Source organism: Mesorhizobium sp. LNHC221B00, from assembly GCF_000502935.1.
GTDB lineage: Bacteria > Pseudomonadota > Alphaproteobacteria > Rhizobiales > Rhizobiaceae > Mesorhizobium > Mesorhizobium opportunistum.
This window is the reverse complement of sequence record NZ_AYWR01000002.1, coordinates 307,829-329,877: the sequence shown is the minus strand read 5'-3', so window position 1 is coordinate 329,877 and position 22,049 is coordinate 307,829. Positions and strand designations below refer to the sequence as shown.

At 62.1% G+C, this 22,049-nt stretch carries 21 protein-coding genes and 2 tRNA genes; 11 read left to right on the top strand and 12 right to left on the bottom strand.

Going from position 1 to position 22,049, the window contains the following annotated elements; all coding sequences use genetic code 11:
* Nucleotides 1–154: 154 nt before the first annotated feature.
* Nucleotides 155–502: a cupin domain-containing protein gene (locus tag X741_RS162165; protein WP_023776330.1), complete on the top strand. Its 348-nt coding sequence runs from the start codon at nt 155–157 to the stop codon at nt 500–502.
* Here X741_RS162165 and X741_RS162170 read toward each other — a convergent pair whose 3' ends face one another.
* From X741_RS162170 to X741_RS162180, 5 genes are all read right to left on the bottom strand, one after another.
* The gene (locus tag X741_RS162170; RefSeq protein WP_023776329.1) at nt 503–1,567 is read right to left on the bottom strand and encodes a hypothetical protein; all 1,065 of its coding nucleotides are present in this window, start codon (nt 1,565–1,567) and stop codon (nt 503–505) included.
* Between the two features lie 25 nt (nt 1,568–1,592).
* Nucleotides 1,593–2,843: a cytochrome P450 gene (locus X741_RS162175; protein WP_023776328.1), complete on the bottom strand. Its 1,251-nt coding sequence runs from the start codon at nt 2,841–2,843 to the stop codon at nt 1,593–1,595.
* A gap of 104 nt (nt 2,844–2,947) precedes the next feature.
* The gene (locus X741_RS1000000171400) at nt 2,948–3,829 is read right to left on the bottom strand and encodes a pyridoxal-dependent decarboxylase (protein WP_280940327.1); all 882 of its coding nucleotides are present in this window, start codon (nt 3,827–3,829) and stop codon (nt 2,948–2,950) included.
* Nucleotides 3,742–4,326: a pyridoxal-dependent decarboxylase gene (locus X741_RS1000000171395; RefSeq protein ID WP_280940326.1), complete on the bottom strand. Its 585-nt coding sequence runs from the start codon at nt 4,324–4,326 to the stop codon at nt 3,742–3,744. Before X741_RS1000000171395 ends, X741_RS1000000171400 begins: the two co-directional genes overlap by 88 nt.
* Nucleotides 4,327–4,410: 84 nt before the next feature.
* Entirely contained in the window at nt 4,411–5,001 is a 591-nt protein-coding gene (locus X741_RS162180; RefSeq protein ID WP_023776327.1) for a hypothetical protein, read from the bottom strand.
* 351 nt (nt 5,002–5,352) lie between these two features.
* Between X741_RS162180 and clpP the strand changes: the two genes are divergently transcribed.
* From clpP to X741_RS162200, 4 genes are all read left to right on the top strand, one after another.
* Nucleotides 5,353–5,982: an ATP-dependent Clp endopeptidase proteolytic subunit ClpP gene (gene clpP / locus X741_RS162185; protein WP_013895939.1), complete on the top strand. Its 630-nt coding sequence runs from the start codon at nt 5,353–5,355 to the stop codon at nt 5,980–5,982.
* Between the two features lie 294 nt (nt 5,983–6,276).
* Nucleotides 6,277–7,551, top strand: a complete 1,275-nt coding sequence (gene clpX, locus X741_RS162190) for an ATP-dependent Clp protease ATP-binding subunit ClpX (protein ID WP_013532190.1) — start codon at nt 6,277–6,279, stop codon at nt 7,549–7,551.
* A gap of 274 nt (nt 7,552–7,825) precedes the next feature.
* Complete coding sequence (gene lon / locus X741_RS162195; RefSeq protein ID WP_013895938.1) at nt 7,826–10,237, top strand: endopeptidase La; 2,412 nt, start codon at nt 7,826–7,828, stop codon at nt 10,235–10,237.
* A 197-nt stretch (nt 10,238–10,434) separates the two neighbouring features.
* Nucleotides 10,435–10,707: an HU family DNA-binding protein gene (locus X741_RS162200; protein WP_006201846.1), complete on the top strand. Its 273-nt coding sequence runs from the start codon at nt 10,435–10,437 to the stop codon at nt 10,705–10,707.
* Between the two features lie 85 nt (nt 10,708–10,792).
* Here the strand turns inward: X741_RS162200 and X741_RS162205 are convergent, their stop codons facing one another.
* Nucleotides 10,793–11,815 (bottom strand): aldo/keto reductase, encoded by a 1,023-nt coding sequence (locus X741_RS162205; protein ID WP_023764120.1) that lies wholly within the window; start codon nt 11,813–11,815, stop codon nt 10,793–10,795.
* A 116-nt stretch (nt 11,816–11,931) separates the two neighbouring features.
* Between X741_RS162205 and X741_RS162210 the strand changes: the two genes are divergently transcribed.
* Both X741_RS162210 and X741_RS162215 read left to right on the top strand, forming a co-directional pair.
* Entirely contained in the window at nt 11,932–12,558 is a 627-nt protein-coding gene (locus X741_RS162210) for an SIS domain-containing protein (RefSeq protein WP_245272644.1), read from the top strand.
* A gap of 3 nt (nt 12,559–12,561) precedes the next feature.
* Nucleotides 12,562–13,305 (top strand): creatininase family protein, encoded by a 744-nt coding sequence (locus tag X741_RS162215; RefSeq protein WP_023776325.1) that lies wholly within the window; start codon nt 12,562–12,564, stop codon nt 13,303–13,305.
* 227 nt (nt 13,306–13,532) lie between these two features.
* Here X741_RS162215 and X741_RS162220 read toward each other — a convergent pair whose 3' ends face one another.
* The 3 genes from X741_RS162220 to X741_RS162230 form a co-directional block, all read right to left on the bottom strand.
* Nucleotides 13,533–14,450 carry a carbohydrate ABC transporter permease gene (locus X741_RS162220; protein WP_023776324.1) on the bottom strand — a complete coding sequence of 306 codons (918 nt, stop codon included), beginning with the start codon at nt 14,448–14,450 and terminating at the stop codon, nt 13,533–13,535.
* Between the two features lie 12 nt (nt 14,451–14,462).
* Nucleotides 14,463–15,584, bottom strand: coding sequence for a sugar ABC transporter permease (locus X741_RS162225; RefSeq protein ID WP_023764124.1), 1,122 nt, complete (start codon nt 15,582–15,584; stop codon nt 14,463–14,465).
* Between the two features lie 91 nt (nt 15,585–15,675).
* On the bottom strand, nt 15,676–17,340 hold the full coding sequence (locus X741_RS162230) for a sugar ABC transporter substrate-binding protein (protein WP_023776323.1): 1,665 nt from the start codon (nt 17,338–17,340) through the stop codon (nt 15,676–15,678).
* A 293-nt stretch (nt 17,341–17,633) separates the two neighbouring features.
* Between X741_RS162230 and ugpC the strand changes: the two genes are divergently transcribed.
* From ugpC to rbsK, 3 genes are read left to right on the top strand one after another with little or no spacing between them, the layout of a single operon-like run.
* Nucleotides 17,634–18,683: a sn-glycerol-3-phosphate ABC transporter ATP-binding protein UgpC gene (ugpC, locus tag X741_RS162235; RefSeq protein WP_023776322.1), complete on the top strand. Its 1,050-nt coding sequence runs from the start codon at nt 17,634–17,636 to the stop codon at nt 18,681–18,683.
* Nucleotides 18,684–18,726: 43 nt separating this feature from the next.
* Nucleotides 18,727–19,179 (top strand): RbsD/FucU family protein, encoded by a 453-nt coding sequence (locus tag X741_RS162240; RefSeq protein WP_023776321.1) that lies wholly within the window; start codon nt 18,727–18,729, stop codon nt 19,177–19,179.
* Nucleotides 19,180–19,183: 4 nt separating this feature from the next.
* Nucleotides 19,184–20,128: a ribokinase gene (gene rbsK, locus X741_RS162245; RefSeq protein WP_023776320.1), complete on the top strand. Its 945-nt coding sequence runs from the start codon at nt 19,184–19,186 to the stop codon at nt 20,126–20,128.
* Nucleotides 20,129–20,321: 193 nt separating this feature from the next.
* Here the strand turns inward: rbsK and X741_RS162250 are convergent, their stop codons facing one another.
* Both X741_RS162250 and X741_RS162255 read right to left on the bottom strand, forming a co-directional pair.
* Entirely contained in the window at nt 20,322–20,867 is a 546-nt protein-coding gene (locus tag X741_RS162250; protein WP_031249744.1) for a hypothetical protein, read from the bottom strand.
* 306 nt (nt 20,868–21,173) lie between these two features.
* Nucleotides 21,174–21,250, bottom strand: a tRNA-Asp gene (locus X741_RS162255).
* Nucleotides 21,251–21,467: 217 nt separating this feature from the next.
* Here X741_RS162255 and X741_RS162260 point away from each other — a divergent pair.
* Nucleotides 21,468–21,543: transfer RNA gene (locus X741_RS162260), tRNA-Val, on the top strand.
* A 101-nt stretch (nt 21,544–21,644) separates the two neighbouring features.
* Here the strand turns inward: X741_RS162260 and X741_RS162265 are convergent.
* Nucleotides 21,645–21,830, bottom strand: coding sequence for a hypothetical protein (locus X741_RS162265; RefSeq protein WP_023776318.1), 186 nt, complete (start codon nt 21,828–21,830; stop codon nt 21,645–21,647).
* Nucleotides 21,831–22,049: the final 219 nt, after the last annotated feature.

The following is a 22,049-nucleotide window of genomic DNA, read 5'->3' as shown; positions in this document are numbered from 1 at the left end:
TAGTCAGTAGTCAGTAGTTAGTAGTCAGTAGTTAGTAGTGACTAGCCACCCGAGCGTCGACGGGAACGCTTCCACTCACCACTCACCACTCACCACTCACCACTCACCACTCACTAATCACTACTGACTACTGACTCACTGTGGGAGGCAAGTCTTGTCCGCGCATTACCTTACAGTATCGACCGACAGCGTCGAACCCGAATCCGGCGCACCGGCGCCGGATCGGCTGATCTCGGGCGATCCAAAATTCCGCACCTGGAATGTCGAGGAGCGGGATGACGGCCTCTACGCCGGCGTCTGGGAATCCACCCCCGGCAAGTGGCGCATCGTCTATGACGAATGGGAATTCTGCCACATCCTGTCCGGGGTCTCGATAATCGCGGAAGAGGGCGGCGAGGCGCGCACGGTCAGGGCAGGCGACAGTTTCGTGCTGAGGCCGGGCTTCAAGGGCAGCTGGGAAGTGCTTGAAACGACACGCAAGGAGTATGTGATCAAGCTGTGATCACTTCGCCGGAAACTGGCCGAGGCAGGCTTCCGAGGCCTTGTCGTGGGCGGTCAGCAAATTGGCGTCCTGGGCTTCGAGATCGGCGTCGGCAATCTCGTCGCGATAATATTGCGTCAACAGGTCCAGCCCTTCCTGGGCGACACCCTGGGTCGGCATTTCCCGCGCCAGACAGCCGCAGAGGCTGAGTGCGCGGTCCGGCGAGCCGACCTTGCGGTTGGTCAGGATGAACTCCTGGGCCGGGCAGGCGGCGATGAAGTCGTTGAAATCGAGCCTCTGTTGCGGCTGGTCGCCATGGTTGAAGTAGGCCGGCTGCCACTGGCTCTTGCCGCTGACGACGTCGCAGCCGGTTGCGGTGTCGCTTGCCTGCGTGCTGACGGCTTGCCAGGCTTTCTCCTTGTCGCCGCTGGGATACTCGAAATTCTCGCCCAGCGAGGCGGCATATTGGTCAAGGTCGGCCTGGGTGAAACCGATCGCCTTGAGCCGATTGAACTGGCACTGGCATTCACCGGCAACCCGCTCGGCCTCAACTTCTTCCGGCTGTTCGCTGGATTTGCTTTTTTGGCAGGCGGCGATGAAGACGGCGCCGTCGAGCGACGTGGCGGGGAAGGTCGAGACTTCAGCGTAGCGGTCGCCGGTCCAGCCAAACAGCTTCTGGTCGAGTTGCAGGTCGATGAAGCCGTTGCGCTTGAAAGCGCCGAGCGCGACCCTGTCTGGAGGCGTCAGCCTCGCACCGGGGATGTCGCCGAGAACCTCTCGGTAGCCATCGCCTTCCAGCACGAACAGGAAAAGCCCGCATTTGGCGCCATCGCAAGCGGGATCCGCGACGTAGGCGTAGATTTCGGACAGACCGTCGAGATTAAAGTCGACTTCATAGGCCCAGAACTTATCCGCGGGCACGGCCGCGCCCGTCTGGCGCTGCAGTAGGCCAACCGCCATCGCCCTGGCGATGGTATCGCTGTTTTCCTGCGGGATGTTTTCCGGCTGCTGCGCTTGGGCGTGCGCCAGGCATGCGCATAGCAATGCCGATGCGAACGCCGTCGCCAGTTTGGAAAACAGTCTCATCGCGCAGCCCCAGGCCCGCGACCGTTCAAAAGCCGACGGCGAGCGTTTCCAGCCCATGGAAGTGGTAAGTGTCGCGGAAGCGCGGGCTTTCGGCAAGATGGAGCTTTGGTTGGCGGTCGAACAGCGTCTTCAGCGACACCTGCAATTCGAGCCGGGCGAGCGGCGCGCCGATGCAGAAATGGATGCCGGCGCCGAAGGACACGTTCTTCTGGTCTGCCCGGTCCGGCCGGAAGTCCTGCGGGTCGGCAAAGGCGCGCGGGTCGTGATTGGCCATGCCGAGCAAGAGCCCGATCGTCTGGCCCGGCTGCACGACGATGCCTGGCGCCACTTCGATCTCCTGATAGGCGTATCGGGTGAACATGTGCAGCGGTGCGTCGAGGCGCAGGCATTCCTCGACTGTTGCCGCAGTTGCTTCCAGAGAGGTGAAGAAGCGGCGCGGATCGCCCTGTTGCGCCAGGATCGAGCGCACCGCATTGCCGGTCTGATGCACGGTCGCTTCATGGCCGGCGTTGAGCAACAGGATGGCCGACGACACCATCTCGTCCTCCGACAGTTTTTGGCCGTCTTCCTGCGCCGAGATCAGCAGCGACAGCAGGTCGTCACCCGGGTTCTTGCGCCGTTCGGTGATATAGCCGCGCAGGAAATCGGCAAATTCGCCCGCGGCGCGGTTGGCCGTTTCCTCGGTCTCGCGGGTGCGGCCATGGATGTACATGGCGACCATTTGATGTGACCAGTCGAGCAGTTGCGGCCCCATCTCGACAGGCACGCCGAGCATTTCGGCGATGATGGTGATCGGCAAAGGCGCTGCGAAGGCGGGCAAGAGGTCGACCGGGCCGGCCGGATCGAAACGGTCGATCAGCTCATTGGCGAGCGCTTCGACACGCGGCCGTAGCCGTTCGACCTGGCGCGAGACGAAGGCGCGATTGACCAGCGTTCGCAGCCGGGTGTGCACCGGCGGTTCCAGCTCCAGCATGGAGTTCGCTTCGATGCCGTCGAAAGCCTTGAGATGGCTTCTGTCTTGGCCGACGCCCCGACTGTCGGGAATGCCAGCCGGGCTCTGGCGGCCGAAGCGGCGGTCGCGCAGCAGCCGGTCGACGTCGTCGAAGCCGCCAAAGCACCAGAAACCGAACTCCTCCCAGAAAAACGCATTCGATAGGCCGTGTAGGTGTGCATAGGCCTCGTAGGGGTTGAGGAAGAAAGCTGGCTCGTGCGGGTCGAGCCGCAGGTGGCGGGTGACTGGATCAAAGGCCAGATAGGGTAGCGTCGATTTGGTCATGCAGACCCATAGCCCGGCTTGCCAGCCTCATTCCAGACCGTATGTTGGCGCCCGATAGCCTATGAGTTGAGCCAGCCGGCGCGACTGCGGAAGGTCTCGGCGGCTCAGCGATTGAGCTCTTCGGCGGCGGCAATGACTTCCGATACAATGGCCCGTACGTCATCCGGAGTCGTCCGGTGATTGACGAAACAAGCCCGCAGCACGAACTGACCATTGATCGTCGCATTCGACAGATACACCCGGCCGCGCGCGATCACGCGTCGGAGGATTGCTTCATTGTCCTTCGAGCGGTGACGGAAACAGACCGCACTCAGCGACACGGGCGCAAGCCGCTCCAGCTCTGGGTGCAGCGCGATTGTTTGCGCCAATATTTGCGCATGGTCGAGATCGCGCCTGATGGCTTCGCGATAGGCACCGCGTCCGTGAAACTGGAGCGACATCCAGAGTTTCAGCGCGCGGAAGCGTCGGGACAGCTCGATCGACTCCTCAAAGAACGCAAATGCTTCGGTGGGATCTTCGCTCAATATCCTGACATAGTCGTCGCTATGCGAGAAAGTCGTGCGCGCGACGTCTGGATGACGGTTGAGCAGGCAGCCGCAATCGAGTGGTTGATACAGCCATTTGTGCGCGTCGAGCGACAGCGAATCCGCAAAGGACAGACCTTGGAACTTTTCCGGCGCCGCCAGAGCCGCCATCCCGCCATAGGCACCATCGACATGCATCCACAGCGCCTCCCTGCGGGCAACGTCCGCGATTTCAAGGAGGGGATCGATAGCGCCGGAAACGATGGTGCCGACCGTGGCCACGATGGCGATAGGCACGTTTCCGGCCTCGCGGTCGGCGGCTATGGCTGCCTGGAGGGCATCCGTCCGCATCTTGAATTTGTCGTCGACGGGGATCAGGCGCAGATTTTTCTGCCGATGCCCAGCAATGCGACGGCTTTTGGTATCGACATGTGCACTTGCTCGGAAGCATAGACCACGCATGGCTGTACGCCCGTTTCGTTGGCGGGCAGCTTCGCTTCCCGCGCCATCGCCAGCGCCATGAGGTTAGCCATCGAGCCGCCGCCGCACAGGCTGCCTGTAAATCCGGCGCAGCCGACGGCCTCGGCCAACCATCCGACGACGGCGCGTTCGATCGATGTCGCCGCCGGCGCCGACCGCCATGACGTAACGTTTTGATTGAGCACGGCGGCCAGCAATTCCCCCAGCGCGCCGATCGGTTCGCCCGAGCCAACGACGTAACCGAAGAACCTGCCGGTGCCGGGGCGCGCATGCTCCGCTATCGACTTGAAATCCTGCAGGATTTCCCGACCACGACCGTTCTCCAGCCACGGCCGCGAGAACAGCTCGGCCGTGTCCTCGCCGGTGGTCGAGGGATATGCCCGACGCCCTTCGAGAGACGCCCAATAGCTTTTGGCCAGCCCCAAGGCTTCTTCCGCAATATCCGACAGTTCCTGGTTGGAAATTTCCAGGTCGCGCATTGCTCGGCCCAAAACAGGTTTCCGTTGCGCGCAGGCTACACTTCCGGTTGAAATCCAACAACCGTCGTGGGGTCGTCTATGTCGCTAGTCCTGGCAATGCCTTGGTATATGCACGCGCCGCCAGCCTGACGACCCTTCGCGCACCAGAACGCGCCTTGCGACGGTCTGGTAAGAGGCGGGAATATCGACGACGCGCCTTTGCTCGGGCCGAACCAGCACTTCCTCGGCGATCCGGTCATACTGCGCCGCAATGACGATGCGCCGTGTGCGCTCCGGCTGGACCACCACGGTCTCGGCGACGCGTTCGTAGCGCGCCTTGTGCCAGACCTTGCACAGCACCCTGCGGCCATGGATGACGCGCCATTCCCAGGAATATCCGCCATCATCGACCTGGACCGTATGGTAGACGGTGCGGGTGACGGCGGGCACGACCTCGTAGCTCACCTGGGCCGGAACGGTCATCACCACGCGTTCGCGCGTGCCGTAGATGGGCGGGTCGTAGTCTACATGCTGGCCTGGCGGGCTGACCATCACGTCCTCGTAGACCGTGTCGTAGACGGCAGGCGAACGGACCGGCTCATAGCATTCGACGGCGCGGCCACCGGCCGCGGTCGGCGAAATCGTGCCGAGCACGGTCAGCCCGGCAATGGTGAAGCACGCGATTTTCCCAGGCATGGCACTCCCCCTGCTGAACGGCGCAATGACAGTTCAACGTTGGATTGTAGGGGAAGCGGCTTCGGAGGAAAGCGGTTTCGGCGCATTTCGTTAAGTGACGCGGTTAAGAAACTGCTACCCGGCTGACCCGGGGTGTGCGTTATAGAGCGGCAGAAGCGTCGGCCGCTGCGAATCCTTGGCTGGAAACCTTGATTCGACTTACCCAGATGGCTAGGACGGGTCGGCCTTGCACAAGGATGAGCCGGCATCCTATTTACAGAATAACGATCCAGAACCGATTCTGCCCGACTTGCCAGCCCACTTGCCAAGCTTCCCGGAGCCGGAATCCCACCGCGAGATAAGAGACAACGAATGAAGAACCCCGTCGAAACCTACATGAACCTCGTTCCGATGGTGGTCGAGCAGACCAATCGCGGCGAGCGCGCCTACGACATTTTCTCGCGCCTCCTCAAGGAGCGTATCATTTTCATCACCGGTCCGGTCGAGGACGGCATGGCGACGCTGGTCTGCGCGCAGCTCCTGTTCCTCGAAGCCGAGAACCCGAAGAAGGAAATCAACCTCTATATCAATTCGCCGGGCGGTGTCGTCACCTCGGGCATGGCGATCTACGACACCATGCAATTCATCAAGCCGGCGGTGTCGACGCTCTGCATCGGCCAGGCGGCCTCGATGGGCTCGCTGCTCCTGACCGCGGGCCACAAGGACATGCGCTTCGCCACGCCGAACGCCCGCATCATGGTTCACCAGCCCTCCGGCGGTTTCCAGGGCCAGGCGTCCGACATCGAGCGTCATGCCCAGGACATCATCAAGCTGAAGCGCCGCCTCAACGAGGTTTACGTCAAGCACACCGGCAAGAGCTACGAAGAGATCGAGAAGACGCTCGACCGCGACCATTTCATGACCGCCGACGAGGCCAGGGACTTCGGCCTCATCGACAAGGTCATTTCGTCGCGCGAGGCGGCCGAGGGAGCGCTGGCATAAGGGCTTGTTGGCAGTTGGATGGCACCATTACGCGCTTTTGGCGCGTCTTGCGTCATTTCGGCCACAATTGGCTGTTCCCTCGACGGTCAGGATTGCCTACGTTAAGGCTATGTTGATTTTCGACGGCTTAGCTTTGCGTGGGGAGCTGCGAATCATTGCCACGTTTTCTGATTTGTGTTTCGTACGGAATACGTTGCGGGAGCCGGGACACTGGCGGCGGCGGATTCCCGCGATAGATTGAAGTTGCGCCCTTTCAGCCAGACCATCGGCGGGCGGCCATGAAAGGACATGAAAATGAGCAAGGTCGGCAACAACAGCGGTGATTCCAAGAACACGCTCTATTGCTCGTTTTGCGGCAAGAGCCAGCACGAGGTGCGCAAGCTGATTGCTGGCCCGACGGTCTTCATCTGCGATGAATGCGTCGAGCTCTGCATGGACATCATCCGCGAGGAGAACAAGACCTCGATGGTGAAGTCGCGCGAGGGCGTGCCGACACCGCAGGAGATACTCAAGGTTCTCGACGATTATGTCATCGGCCAGCCCTACGCCAAGCGCGTGCTGTCGGTGGCAGTCCACAACCACTACAAGCGCCTCGCGCATGCCGGCAAGAACAACGATGTCGAACTGGCGAAGTCCAACATCCTGCTGATCGGCCCGACCGGTTGCGGCAAGACGCTGCTCGCGCAGACGCTGGCCCGCATCATCGACGTGCCGTTCACCATGGCGGACGCCACGACGCTGACCGAAGCCGGCTACGTCGGCGAGGACGTCGAGAACATCATCCTGAAGCTGCTGCAGTCGGCCGACTACAATGTCGAGCGCGCCCAGCGCGGTATCGTCTACATCGACGAGATCGACAAGATTTCGCGCAAGTCCGACAATCCCTCGATCACCCGCGACGTGTCGGGCGAGGGCGTGCAGCAGGCACTTCTGAAGATCATGGAAGGCACGGTCGCCTCCGTGCCGCCGCAGGGCGGCAGGAAGCACCCGCAGCAGGAATTCCTGCAGGTCGACACCGCCAACATCCTGTTCATCTGCGGCGGCGCCTTCGCCGGACTGGACAAGATCATCTCGGATCGCGGCCGCAAGACCTCGATCGGCTTCGGCGCCGTCGTCGCTTCGCCGGAAGATCGGCGCACCGGCGATGTCTTCCGCCTGGTCGAGCCGGAGGATCTGTTGAAGTTCGGCCTGATCCCGGAATTCGTCGGCCGCCTGCCGGTCCTGGCGACGCTGGAGGACCTCGACGAGCCGGCGCTGATCCAGATCCTGACCGAGCCGAAGAACGCTCTGGTCAAGCAGTATCAGCGGCTTTTCGAGATGGAAAATGTCGACCTGACCTTCCACGAGAACGCCTTGTCGGCGATCGCCAAGCGCGCCATCGAGCGCAAGACCGGTGCGCGCGGCCTGCGCTCGATCATGGAAGCGATCCTGCTCGATACGATGTTCGAACTGCCCGCGCTCGAAGGCGTGCGCGAAGTGGTGATTTCGGAGGAAGTGGTGACCGGCAGCGCCCGGCCGCTCTACATCTACTCCGAGCAGAAGGAAAAGAAGGGCAATGTCAGTGCCTGATATGGCACTTCAGCCCATATTTTTGTGGAACGGCGCCCTTGCGGCGCCGTTTTGCTATGACGGGCCTACGACCGTTGCAATGGAATGGATTGCGGACGATGTTAACTCTTGATCTTTGCCCCGCTTGCATCCACCTAACACGAGAAGGCCGAGGTGCCCGATTTCTGTGCTGTAAAACTCCCGTCACAAACGGTGGTAGGCGGAACGATCCCCGGTCGTTAATATAAGATTCGCGGTTGGCTCAATTAGCGGCCGCGACATGAAAGGTTGGACAATGGCCAAAATATCCAAGGCTCCCAGCGACGGCGTCTTCGCAGTCCTGCCACTGCGCGACATCGTGGTGTTCCCGCACATGATCGTTCCGCTCTTTGTCGGGCGTGAGAAATCGATCAAGGCGCTGGAAGAGGTGATGGGGCAGGAAAAGCAGATCCTGCTTGCCACCCAGATGAATGCCGCCGATGACGATCCCGAGCCCGATGCCATCTTCGATATCGGCACGCTCGCCAATGTGCTGCAATTGCTGAAGCTGCCCGACGGCACCGTCAAGGTTCTGGTCGAGGGCGCCTCGCGCGCGAAAATCGTCTCCTTCACCGACCGTCCCGACTTCCACGAGGCCCGCGCCACGGCGCTGGTCGAGCCGGAAGAGGAAGAGGTCGAGGTCGAGGCGCTGGCGCGTTCGGTCGTCACCGACTTCGAGAACTACGTCAAGCTGAACAAGAAGATCTCGCCTGAAGTGGTGGGCGCTGCCAGCCAGATCGACGACTATTCCAAGCTCGCCGACACCGTTGCCTCGCATCTCGCCATCAAGATCCCCGAGAAGCAGGAAATGCTGGCCACGCTCTCGGTCAAGGAGCGGCTGGAAAAGGCGATGGGCTTCATGGAAGCCGAAATCTCCGTCCTGCAGGTGGAGAAGCGCATCCGCTCGCGCGTCAAGCGCCAGATGGAGAAGACGCAGCGCGAATACTACCTCAACGAGCAGATGAAGGCGATCCAGAAGGAGCTCGGCGAAGGCGAGGACGGCCGCGACGAGGCCGCCGAAATCGAGGCGCGCATCAAGAAGACCAAGCTCTCCAAGGAGGCCCGCGAGAAGGCGGAAGCCGAATTGAAGAAGCTGCGGACGATGTCGCCGATGTCGGCGGAATCCACCGTCGTGCGCAACTATCTCGATTGGCTGCTGTCGATCCCGTGGGGCAAGAACTCCAAGGTCAAGCAGGATTTGGCTTACGCGCAGAACGTGCTTGATACCGATCACTTCGGCCTCGACAAGGTGAAGGACCGCATCGTCGAGTACCTTGCCGTGCAAAGCCGCCAAAAGAAGCTGAAGGGGCCGATCCTGTGCCTCGTCGGCCCTCCCGGCGTCGGCAAGACCTCGCTCGGCAAGTCGATCGCCAAGGCGACCGGTCGCGAATTCATCCGCATGGCGCTGGGCGGCGTGCGTGACGAAGCCGAGATCCGTGGCCACCGGCGCACCTATATCGGCTCGATGCCCGGCAAGGTCATCCAGTCGATGAAGAAGGCGAAGAAGTCCAACCCGCTCTTCCTGCTCGACGAGATCGACAAGATGGGCCAGGACTTCCGGGGCGATCCGTCGTCGGCGCTGCTCGAGGTGCTCGATCCCGAGCAGAACTCGACGTTTATGGACCATTACCTCGAGGTCGAGTACGACCTGTCGAGCGTGATGTTCGTGACGACGGCCAATACGCTGAACATCCCTGCGCCCTTGATGGACCGCATGGAGATCATCCGTATCGCCGGCTATACCGAGGACGAGAAGATCGAGATCGCCAAGCGGCACCTGATGCCGAAGGTGGTGCGCGATCATGCGCTGCAGCCGAAGGAGTTCTCCGTCGGCGAGGACGCGATCCGCGCCATCATCCAGACCTACACCCGCGAAGCGGGCGTCAGGAGCCTGGAGCGCGAGCTGATGAAGCTCGGGCGCAAGGCGGTGACCGAGATCCTGAAGACGAAGAAGAAGACGGTGACCATTACGGCGGCGAACCTCGCCGATTACCTTGGTGTCCAGCGCTTCCGCTTCGGCCAGGTCGAGGCTGACGATCAGGTCGGCGTCGTTACCGGGCTTGCCTGGACGGAAGTCGGCGGCGAGCTGCTGACGGTCGAAGGCGTCATGATGCCCGGCAAGGGCCGCATGACGGTGACCGGCAATCTGCGCGACGTGATGAAGGAATCGATCTCGGCGGCGGCCTCCTATGTCCGCTCGCGCGCGCTCGATTTCGGCATCGAGCCGCCGCTGTTCGACAAGCGCGACATCCACGTCCACTTGCCGGAAGGCGCCACGCCGAAGGACGGCCCGTCCGCGGGTGCTGCGATGGCGACTGCCATTGTGTCGGTGCTGACGGGTATTCCGGTCCGGGCTGATGTGGCGATGACTGGCGAGATAACGCTTCGCGGCCGCATCTTGCCGATCGGCGGCCTCAAGGAGAAGCTGCTCGCCGCACTGCGCGGCGGCATCAAGAAGGTGCTGATCCCGGAAGACAACGCCAAGGATCTGGCGGATATACCGGACAACGTGAAGAACGGCATGGAAATCATTCCGGTCTCGCGGGTCGGCGAGGTGTTGCGCCATGCGCTGGTGCGTATGCCGGAGCCGATCGAGTGGGTCGAACCGGTCAATCCGCCGGCAACGACGGACACCACCGACGATGCCGGAAAGTCGCTTGCACATTAGTAATTGCTAAAGTTGCAGCGCACAAACAGAAGAGCCGGGCCTCGCGCCCGGCTTTTTCATGTGAAAAACCCCGGAATTCCGGGCTTTTTTCGGTTTTTCCCTGCCTTTTCGACTTGGTTGCGGAAGCGCTTCTTTCTAAAGTCCGTTTCCTGCCGGATGAGTCGTTAGTTCCGGTGTTCTCATGGAAGGGAATTTTTATGAACAAGAACGAACTAGTGTCCGCTGTTGCCGACGCCGCGAGCATTTCGAAGGGTGACGCGCAGTCGGCGGTCGATGCGGTATTTTCCGTGATCACCGGCGAACTGAAGAAGGGCGGCGATGTCCGGCTTGTCGGCTTTGGCAATTTCACCGTGTCAAAGCGTGCGGCTTCGACCGGCCGCAACCCTCAGACCGGCGCCGAAGTGAAGATCCCGGCACGCACCGTGCCGAAGTTCTCGGCCGGCAAGGGCCTCAAGGACGCAGTCAACTAAGCGTTTTTTCTTTTTCAGAGACCAGAAAAGCCGGGCCCGCCCGGCTTTTCGTTTTTGTGCGGTCGACCGCGAGGGCCGCCCCGGCCTATGCGGTCGGCGCCTCGGTGCGCATCAGGCCTTCCTTCTTGAGGTCGGCCCACAGGGCCGCGGGCAGCTTGGCGTCGAGCAGCGACCGGTTGCTCTCCACTTCGCTCGGCCGCTGGCCGCCGGGGATCACCGAGACGACCGACGGATGCAGCAGCGGGAACTGCAGCGCCGCCTCGATCAGCCTGACGCCATGGCGCTTGCAGACGCTCTCGATGCCCGCGACCCGCTCAAGGATGTCCTTGGGGGCCTCGGAGTAATTGTAGTAGGCGCCCGGCTTCGGCCCGGTTGCCAAGATGCCGGAATTGTAGGGGCCGCCGAGAACGATGCCGATGCCGCGCTTCTGGCAGAGCGGCAGGAAAGACGTCAGCGCCTCCTGTTCCAGCAGCGTGTAGCGCCCGGCAAGCAGGAACAGGTCGAAATCGCCGCGCTCGGCCAGCGTCTGGGCAACCTGCCATTCATTGATGCCGCCGCCGAACGCCTTGATCACGCCTTGGTCACGCAATGACAGCAGCCCGTAATAGCCCGAGCGCATGAACTCCTCGATGCGCTGGTCGGACGCTTCCTTGCTGCCATGGGTGAAGATGTCGACATCGTGCACGAAGAGGATATCGATACGGTCGACGCCGAGACGCTCCAGCGAGGCCTCGAACGAGCGCATGACGCCGTCATAACTGTAATCATACACCTCGCGCCGCGACGGCGTATCGAAGAACTTGCCGATGCCCGTGCGTTGCTCCGGCGGGCAGGCGCGCATGATGCGGCCGACCTTGCTCGACAGCACATAGTCGTCGCGCTTCCTGCCGCGCAGGAACGGGTTGAGGCGTGTTTCCGACAGGCCAAGCCCGTAGAGCGGCGCGGTGTCGTAGTAGCGGCAGCCGGTCCCCCAGGCCGCTTCGAGCGTGGCATTGGCATCCTCGTCCGAAACGGCGCGGTAGAGATTGCCGAGCGGCGCGGTGCCGAAGCCGAGCTCGGTAAAAGTGATGCCGCCATTGCCGATGCGGTCGAAATGCCGTGTCTTCATGTCCTGCAGTGTCCCGGATTGATTTGTGAGTTGATTTGTCTGACATGACATTATCATGCCTGTGATCAGGCAAAAGCGCCGCGCGGCGTTGGACACGCATTTTCGCGGTTGCTAGCATGAACGAAATCAAGCTGTTCGTGGGAAAATCGCAGGATGATTTCGAGGGCGGGTTTGCCGTGAGCGACCGGAACGAAAACCTGTTCAAGACCGCGCTTGCCGAACTCGGCGGCGTGCTGGAGCGCGTCGACGAGAGCCGGATCGATGCCGCCTGCGAGATGCTGGCTGATGCCGGGCAGATCGTCGTCTACGGCTGCGGCCGCGAGGCCTTGCAGGTCAAGGGCTTTGCCATGCGGCTCTATCATCTCGGCCTGCCGGTTTCCGTGGTCGGCGACATGAACACGCCGCCTCTGGGGCCGGGCGACGTCTTCCTGGCCAGCTCCGGGCCCGGAGAAACCACGACCGTGCTGACTTTGATGCAGGTTGCGCACGCCGCCGGCGCGACCAACCTTCTGCTGACTGCCCAGGCCGAAAGCAGCGCTGCAAAGCGCGCCGATTTCACGCTGCTCATTCCCGCACAGACCATGGCCAACGATCAGGGCGCGCAGAAGACATCGGTGCTGCCAATGGGCTCGGTGTTCGAAGGAGCGCTGTTCCTGCTGTTCGAAGTGATGGTGCTGAAGCTCAAATCCCTGACCGGTGCGTCGCCTGAAGCCATGCGCGCCCGCCACACCAACATGGAATAGATCATGCGCTATGAACTGATGCTGCCGCACCAGATCCGCACGGCGATCGCTGAGAATTGGCCGGTCGCGCTGCCGCTTGGCGTGCTCGAATACCATGGCGAGCACATGGCTGTAGGCATGGACACGCTGGCCGTCGTCAAGACACTGGAACTGTTCGAGAAGGAGAGGGAGGTCGTCATCCTGCCGCCCTTCTATTACGGCGCCGCGAGCTACGCGGTGGCGCCGCCGGAAGGCACCGGCTCGGTGCAGGTCGGCGGCAATCGACTGGCGCCGTTCGCGGAAGAGCTGTTCTACGGCCTGCTGCGCATCGGCTTCCGCAACATCCACGCCATCGTCCACCACCAGACGGAGAATTTCGCCGCCGGCATGCCGACCGATCTCGCCTTCAAGACCGCCGGCCGTCAGGCGATCTTCCGTTTCCTCGAAAAGCAGCGCGGCGAGGGCTGGTGGGGCTCTCCAGCGATGGCTGACTACTATGCTGGACACGCCGAGGGTGAAAACTTCTTCAACTGGGTGCAGGTGCATCCGCTGATGCCGGCGGCCATGAACGGCAAGTACCCGTTCGACCACGCCGGCATCGGCGAGACATCGCTGATGCTGGCCTTATGTCCGGAAGCTGTCGATGCCGCCCATTTCGCCGACAATACCGGCTGGTACACGGCAAGCGCGCCCGAAGCCTCGGCTGAACTGGGGCAGACGGGTGTCGCGATGATTATGGACCACCTGCGGGCAATATTGTCGGCTTAGGCGGCTCTTTCCTTCTCCCCTTGCGGGAGAAGGTGGCCGAGCGAAGCTCGGTCGGATGAGGGGTGCTCCAGGGAACACCAACGTCTCACTCCGCTGGAACACCCCTCATCCGTCTCGGCGCTGCGCGCCGATCCACCTTCNCAACGTCTCACTCCGCTGGAACACCCCTCATCCGTCTCGGCGCTGCGCGCCGATCCACCTTCTCCCGCAAGGGGAGAAGGGAACCACTACTTCACGGCCCCCGCGGTCATGCCCATGATCAGATAGCGTTCGAGCGCAATCCCGATGACCGCCAGCGGCGCAATCGCCGCGGTGGCAAGCGCTGCCATCGACCACCAGTTGATGCCTTGCGAGCCGGTCTGGCTCGCCACCATGACGGGAATGGTCTTGGCATCGGTCGAGGTCAAAAGCGCGGCGAAGAAATACTCGTTCCAGCACAGCACCATCGCCAGGATGAAGGCGGCGACCATGCCCGGCAGCGCGATCGGCATGACGATACGGAAAAAAGCGCCCCAGATCGACAGCCCGTCGACGAGCGCTGCTTCCTCGAGCTCGACGGGAATGGAATTGAACTGGTCGCGCATGATCCAGATGACGATGGGCAGCACCATCAGCGTGTAGAGCAGGATCAGCCCGATGCGGGTGTCGAGCATGCCGACTTCCCGGTAGAGCACCAGGAAGGGCAGGGCGAGCACCACCGGCGGCAGGATCAGCTGCGACAGGAAGAAGAAGGAGATGTCCTCGTTCTTGAACCAGGCGAATTTGTAGCGGTAGCGCGTCAGGCCGTAGGCGGCGAGGCTGCCGATGACAATGGCGAGGCTCGACGCGCCGACCGAGGTGATGACCGAGTTCATGAAGCGCTTGAAGAACTCGTCGCGCACGGTGGAGGTCTGGAAGATCGAATCCGGCGACAGGCCGAGCGATCGCCAGCCCTTCCAGTCCGGCCAGAAATCGACGAAGGGGATCAGATGTCCCTGCGTGACGTCGACCGCCGATTTGAACGAGGTCGTTATCGTCCAGTAGATCGGGAACAGGCAGATGAAGGCCCAGAAGACAAGCGCGCCGTAGATGAAGACACGGCTGGTGATGAAGCTCGCCGGAGAGCGGATTTCGGAAACGGTGTATTCGGTTGTCTGAACGCTCATGATCCGGCCGCTCTAGTTCACGTTGCGCACGAAGCGGTTGGCGATCTTCAACAGCCAGGTCACGAATACTACGATGATCACGAGATAGGCCATCGCCAGCATGGTGCCGTAGCCGACATTCGAGCGGTCGCGGTATTCGCGGTAGATGAAGCTGGAGACGGAATCGGTCGCGCCGCCCGGGCCTCCGGACGTCACGGTGATGATGATGTCGGCAAGCTTCAGCTTGAAGATGATGCGCAGGATGACGGCGGTCACCGAAACCGGCAGCATGAGCGGGAAGGTGACCTGCCAGAAGGTCTGCCACGCATTGGCGCCGTCGACGCGGGCCGCCTCCAGCACCTCGCGCGACATGGCCTGCAGTCCGGCCAGCAGCATGATCATCATGAACGGAATGAAGGTCCAGGCATCGAGCAGCATGATCGAGATGCGCGCGATGATCGGGTCGGAAAAGAAGGCGGGATTTTCCCAGCCGAGATGGCGCGCCAGCGTCGCCGCCGGGCCGAACCGGTACTCCATCAGCGATTTGCCGATCATCCAGGAGACGGCGACCGGCGATAGCATCAGCGGCATCAGGAAGACGACGCGGAAGAATTTTCGCGCCCGGATCTGTGCGTTGAGCAGAAGGGCGAGCCCGAAGGCAATGACATATTCGACCAGCACCGCCAGCACGTAGAGCACCATGTTGAACAGCGCGTTGCGGTAGTAGGGATCGCCCAGCATCTGCCAGAAATTGTCGAGCCCGTTGAACTTGCGGCCCGAGAACGAACTCAGGTTCCAGTCCGTCAGCGCGATGTAGAAACCGAACAGCGTCGGGAAGATCACCATGGCGATGGTGAACAGCAGCGCCGGCAGCAGGAACAGCGCGCGCTGGCCGTCCTCGCCGCGCGTCAGCACCTGGCCGACGCCGAGCGCCACGCCCCACAGCACATAGGCATAGACGACCGGGCGCCAGGTCTCGAAGCCGACGGTGCCGGCCTCGGTCTTGTACAGGATCTCGAGCACGATGATCGCCAGCAGGCCTAGCGTCGCCGCAGCCATCAGCGCCCAGCCAAGCCGTTTGCGGGCCGGGGAAATCAGATCGTAAGCGCCGGCATCTGCCGGCCACTGGTTTGCGGTCGAAGTCTGGTCGGTCACAAATCTCGCCCGTTTGGAAGGCCCCTGGATGAGCCGGAGCCCGGTCTAAAGTGATCCGGCGTTGCCGCCGGACCACGGTTCATAGGCTAGCCTACATGCCGAGCGAGGCCTTGTAGAGCTTGATCTGGTTGTCGCGGCCGATCTGGTCGGTCAGCTTCTCCCAGGCCGCTGCAATGGCGTCCGCGCCTTCCTGCGCCTTTATCTTGCCGGCGAAGGTGTTGGCCAAAATATCCTCGGCGGCGGAATAGTACTGGAAGATGCCGGGGATACGCGGCTCGATCGCCGCATTCGGGTGGTTGTAGCTGTCGCCCTCCGACTTGAGATACGAGGTGATGAAGGCCTCGTCATAGCCGGCCGCCACCCACTCGGGAATGTCGAAATGCGAGTTGCGGTAAGGCTGGAAGCCCGACGGGTACATGGCCGTCCAGATCGACAGGTCCTTGCCGCCGAGATGGGCGGCCGCGGACCATGCCGCCTTCTTCTTCTTCTCGTCGGCATCAACGCGGGCCATGACATAGACGCCCCAGCCGAGATAGGCGCAGTTCGGCGCGTAGTTCGGCCCGCTGGCGAGCTTGTCCCACTTGCCGGTCTTCGAATTGTAGACGTCGTCCGAGCCCGGCAAGATCGAGAAGCCGGTGACGTCGCCGATGACCGAGGAATCGTTGGTCTTGACGTTGGAGCCGACGTCGCCCCACCAGGTGACCATCGACCCGGTACCCGCCAGGAACTGCTGGAAGGCTGTGGTGTTGGGATCGGCGTTGATCTGGTCGGCGGGTTCGGACGGCAGCGCGTCGATGACGTCCTGGATGGCGCGCACCCAGGCCGGGTTGTTGACGCGCGGCTTCATCGTGTCGGCGTCGAACAGCCAGGCCTTGTCGTCGGGATGCTTGGCATAGGCGGTGGCGCGGCTGCCGAGGAAGTAGAAGCCGAAGCCGCCCCACGGCTTTGGCGCGTCGAGATAGCCGTAGACGTCCTGGTCCTTGAGCTTCTTGCCCTTGAGGAACTTGGTCACGGCCTGCACCTGCTGCCAGGTCTTCGGCACGCCCCATTCGCCTTCGCCGCCGCCATCCTTCCAGGCCTTGGCGAGATCGGCATCGGCGAACACGTCGGTGCGGTAGTTGAAGTTGTGCGCGTCGCCGTCGACGGTCACGCGGTACTGCTTGCCGTTCCAGGTGCCGACCGGCGGCTTCAGATAGTTGACGAGATCGTCGAAATCGATCTGCGTCTTGACCCAGTCGGGCATCTCGGAGGTCAGGCCCTTGCCGCACACATCGCCTTCGAACGGCGCGCCCATCTCGATGATGTCGAAGTCGACGGTGCCGGTGGCGATCGACTGCTGCAGCCGGGCATTGTAGTCGGCCTGCGCCAGGTCGATCCAGCTGATCTTGGCGCCGGTATAGGCCTCCCACGGCTTCAGGAAGCCGCGGAACAGCACATTGTGCAGGTTCTGGTTGTTGAGGCCCATGAAGGTCAGCTCGACGCCGGCGAACTCACCTTCCTTGACATTGGCCTTGGTCGCTTCGAGGCAGAGCTCGCCGACCTTCTGGAAGTCGGCATCGGTCGGCTGGCCTTTGCCAACGCCGGGAATCTGCAGGATTTGCTTGCGCAGCTCGCTTGCCGCGGAAGCAGGGCGCGTCAGGGCGCCGAGCCCCGCGCCGGATGCCGCCGCGATAGCCGCCATGCTGGCCGCGCCCTTCAATATGTCGCGCCTTGTAGCGCCGGCACGGGTCAGTTTTTCGTAAAGATCGACTCTCATGTACCATTCCTCCCAGAACAACAGCCGTGATTGAAATGCCAACTTCTCTCGGACGCCGGAACGTCGACGGTTCTCCTCGATAAAACAGGGACCTGAGACCCCACCCAGTGTCCGCCTGGAGCTCCGTCTTCCGGGTCAAAGGTCCGGCATTCGGAATTGGCGACCATCACTATTCTCGCAACGCGATGGCGTGTCAACGAGATCGGGTTTTTATCTATAAGGGACCGACTTGCCCTGACAGGTCGCGTTGGTTAGCTTCTGCGCCTACGGCTGGTGGAGCCGATGGGGGAGACATGGCTCAAGTCGCAATCAGCAAAGTGGCCAAGGCCTTCGGAACCGTCAAGGTTCTGCACGAAGTCAGCGTCGATATCGCCGATGGCCAATTCGTGGTGCTGGTCGGCCCTTCGGGTTGCGGCAAGTCGACGCTGCTCAGGATGGTGGCCGGGCTGGAGACCGTCTCGGGCGGCACGATCGCCATCGGCGACCGCGTCGTTAATCACCTGCCGCCGGCCAAGCGCGACATCGCCATGGTGTTCCAGAACTACGCGCTCTATCCGCACAAGACGGTGGAGCAGAACATGGCCTTTGCCTTGAAGCTGCGGAAGACCGACCCGGCCGTGGTCGCCGAGCGGGTCAAGCGCGCCGCCGACATCCTCGACCTCAACCCTTATCTGAAACGCTACCCACGGCAGCTCTCGGGCGGGCAGCGCCAGCGCGTGGCCATGGGCCGCGCCATCGTGCGCAATCCGCAGGTGTTCCTGTTCGACGAGCCGCTCTCGAACCTCGACGCCAAGCTGCGCGTGCAGATGCGCACCGAGATCAAGGAACTGCACCAGCGGCTGAAGACCACCACCATCTACGTCACCCACGACCAGATCGAGGCCATGACCATGGCCGACAAGATCGTCGTCATGCGCGACGGCCGCATCGAGCAGGTCGGCGCGCCGCTGGAATTGTTCGACCGGCCGGCGAACCTCTTCGTTGCCGGCTTCATCGGCTCGCCTTCGATGAACCTGCTCAAGGGGGTCGTGCGCAAGGGCGGCGTCGACATAGCCGGAACGCTGTTCCCGATCGCCCCCAACAATGCCGTACAGGACGGTCAGGCCGTCGTTTACGGCGTACGACCGGAACATCTCGAAATCCATCCCGATGGCGTGCCGGCGAAGATTTCGGTGGTCGAGCCGACCGGCTCGGAGACGCTGGTTTTCCTGCGCTTCGGCGATGGCGAGATGGTGGCGCTGTTTCGCGAGCGCCACGACTTCAAACCCGGCGACACGCTCAAGCTGCGGCCAAGGCTCGACCATGTCCACCTGTTCGACGCCGAGACAGGCAAGCGTCTCTAAATCTCGGCGTCTCTGATCTCAAACGGACTTCACGAGGACCATCATGCTCAAAGGGATCCATCCGTTGCTCAATGCCGACGTGCTCCAGGCGTTGCGGGCGATGGGACATGGCGATGACCTGATCATCGCCGACACCAATTTTCCGGCCGCTTCGGTGGCGAAGCAGACCGTGCATGGCAAGCCCCTGCGCATCGACGCGCCGGCCGCAGAGGTGGTCAAGGCGGTGCTGTCGCTTTACCCGCTCGATACGTTCGTCGACGACTCGGCCGCGCGCATGGAAATCGTCGGCAAGCCCGACGAGATCCCGCCGGTGCAGACGGAAGTGCAAAAGGAGATCGACAAAGCCGAGGGCAAGGCCTGGCCGATGATCTCCGTCGAGCGCTATGCCTTCTATGAGCGCGCCAAGCAGGCTTATTGCGTCATCCAGACGGGCGAGCGCCGCTTCTATGGCTGCTTTGCCTTCCGCAAGGGCGTCGTGCCGCCGGACGCGGAGTAGCGGCATGGCCTCGGGCAAGCCGGTCGTCATGAAGCCTGTGGTCATATTGGGGGTCTTCGTTGCCGACACCGCCTATCGCGCCGATCGCCAGCCGCGCATGGGCGAGACGATTCTCGGCAATTCGTTCAAGCTCGGACCTGGCGGCAAGGGGTCCAACCAGGCGGTGGCCGCCGGTAAGCTCGGCGCCGACGTCACGTTTCTGAGCCGCCTTGGCGTTGATCCTTTCGCTGACATGGCGAAGCAGACCTGGGCGCAGGCAGGTGTGAAAAGCGCCGTCATCGACACGCCGGACAGCTATACGGGCGCCGCCTACATCTTCGTCGAGGAGGGAAGCGGCAACAACGCCATTATCGTCAGCCCGGGCGCCGCCATGCTGATCTCGCCGGCGGACATCGAGGCCAGCGCGGACCTGATCCGCGCCGCCGGCGTCTTCGTCACCCAGCTCGAACAGCCGATCGATGCGGCGATGCGGGCATTGGAGATCGCGCGCGGGGCAGGGGTGACGACCATCCTCAACCCGGCTCCGGCGGCCAAGCTTCCCGACCGCATCTACACGCTCTGCGACTATCTCACGCCCAATGAGACCGAGACGGAGGAATTAACCGGCATGAAGGTCTCTTCGGTCGATGAAGCGCGGGCCGCCGCGGACAGATTGCTCGAAAAGGGCGTCGGCACGGTCATCGTCACGCTCGGCGACAAGGGCGCGCTGCTGCACGCGAAAGATCGCTCGGAGCATGTTCCCGTCATCAGCGCAGGCCCGGTGGTCGAAACCACGGGAGCAGGGGACGCCTTCAATGGCGGCTTCGCCGCGGCCCTGTCGCGAGGCGTGGAGCCGCTGGAGGCTGTGCGCTTCGCCTGCGCCGTCGCCGGCATTTCCGTTACGCGTCCAGGCACGGCGCCATCGATGCCGACGCTGCAGGAGGTCGAGGCGCTGCTGGCGAAGGGTTGAGATAATTGAGGTTCGCGGGCCGACCGAACCATCAGGCTGTTCCTGCCTAATGCATGCCCAAACAATGACCTCGGTTTTGGGACCTCGGTTTTGGTAGAACGGCATGCATAGAAACTAAGGACCCAAAGCGCATCGCACGAACCCGCTTCAACGCGATGCGCCTTGGATGTCTCGTGGGCGATCGTCTGACCAGTTACTGCTTGATGTAGCAGCGCTTTCTCTGATCAGGCGCGGGATCGCCGAATGCATCGTTGTCGCATTGGACACCGTTGCGGAACACGTCCTGCGTGAATCGGCCGCGCGCTCCGTACCTGACCACTTTGCGGCCATCGAAGTCGCAGAACTCACCTTCATCGGCACAGACCGCCCAGCTCTCGCGGCGCGGCGCGTCGTAATCGTCATCCGACTGGTCCCGGTCGCGCATGACGATGAAACACGACTTTGGCCTGCCTGGTGCTGGGTCGCCAAAAACGCGATTTGAACAGGGCACTGCGTTTCGCTCGATATAACGCGAGGTCGTGCGGCCCCGGGCGCCGTACACCACCTCGGCAGGGTACGGCAGACGGCAGATGCCGCCCTCGCGCGCGCACTGCTGCAGCCGGTCGGCCGACGCGGTCGCTGGGAAAAGGGCGGTGGCGGCCATCGTTACGGCACCCAGGTAAATGAGCGTGAATATCGTGCGTATAGGAATGTTTCGTGCGATTGACACTGTAAGTCCTCCATGCCGTTTCGGCAGCATATCTGTGCAGCTCCGCTGACTGCGAAATGAATGGAGTGTGCAAATCCGCAAGCGGGATCCGCAAGACCAAACACGGCTCTACGGTTTCAAGAGCTGCTTTTCAGCATTTTGGAGTGGCCTCCCGTTTGCCACACCGTCGCGTATGCATGTTCGTTTTTTGAAGCCGGCTGTGAAGACCGTCGGCCGTGTACGATTGGTACGGGGAGCGATCACTGACCGCGCCTCGACACTTCATTTCTGAAAGTGGACCTTGACAATTCATGTCGGCATTTCCCTGTGCCAAGAGTTTGAAACCCTTGAGAGAAATGGCGCGAGTGACGGGGCTCGAACCCGCGACCTCCGGCGTGACAGGCCGGCACTCTAACCAACTGAGCTACACCCGCGCATTGACGAGCACGTGTCAGCCGTGTTCGTCGTTGGGGCGCTGGATAAGGGGTTCGCCACCGGGTGTCAAGCGCACCAAACCATCATAACAGCAAACTGGAGAAGGTTTTTTGACAGCCGGCGTTTTGTTGGCAAATCCGGCCCGCGAACAGGGCATCGCCTTTTCATTTGGCCTTGCGAAGCCGGTCCCGACCGCTTAAAGGTCCGGCCCGGAGCGGGCGATTAGCTCAGTTGGTAGAGCGCTTCGTTTACACCGAAGATGTCGGCGGTTCGAGCCCGTCATCGCCCACCATTCCGGTCACATAGTCCCTTCACCGCTGCGTCGATGTCAGCAGCGCGAACTGCAACGAGATTGACCGGCATATATGTCCGCTGGAGGGTCGGTCGCCAGCGTCAAGGATTTTGAGCGCTTTTCAGGTCCTGGATTTCCTCAAGCAGGTTTTTGACCAATATCTGGTAGACTTGCGTGAGTTCCGCTGGCGTGAGTTCGACCCGGATATCGTACGAGCCGGCATAGTTCACTTGCAGGGTAGCCGTCCCGAACAGCGTCGTGGTGCCGTCGCGAATATCAGTCGCCACGATCAGGTTTTGGACAGCTGGTTGAGCAGGATGACGCCAGCTTCGCCGGGATGGTTATGGGTCGTTGTCCTAATTCTCATGTCGGCCTCCTGTTCACACACAGCAGCGTGCGGCACCATTGTCTTCCGCGATCGCACCATAGGCTAATACGATCAGGCAGTTCACAATACACCTACAAGCGGTCGATTCCTCCGGGATGTAGCCACTCCAAAAACCCGT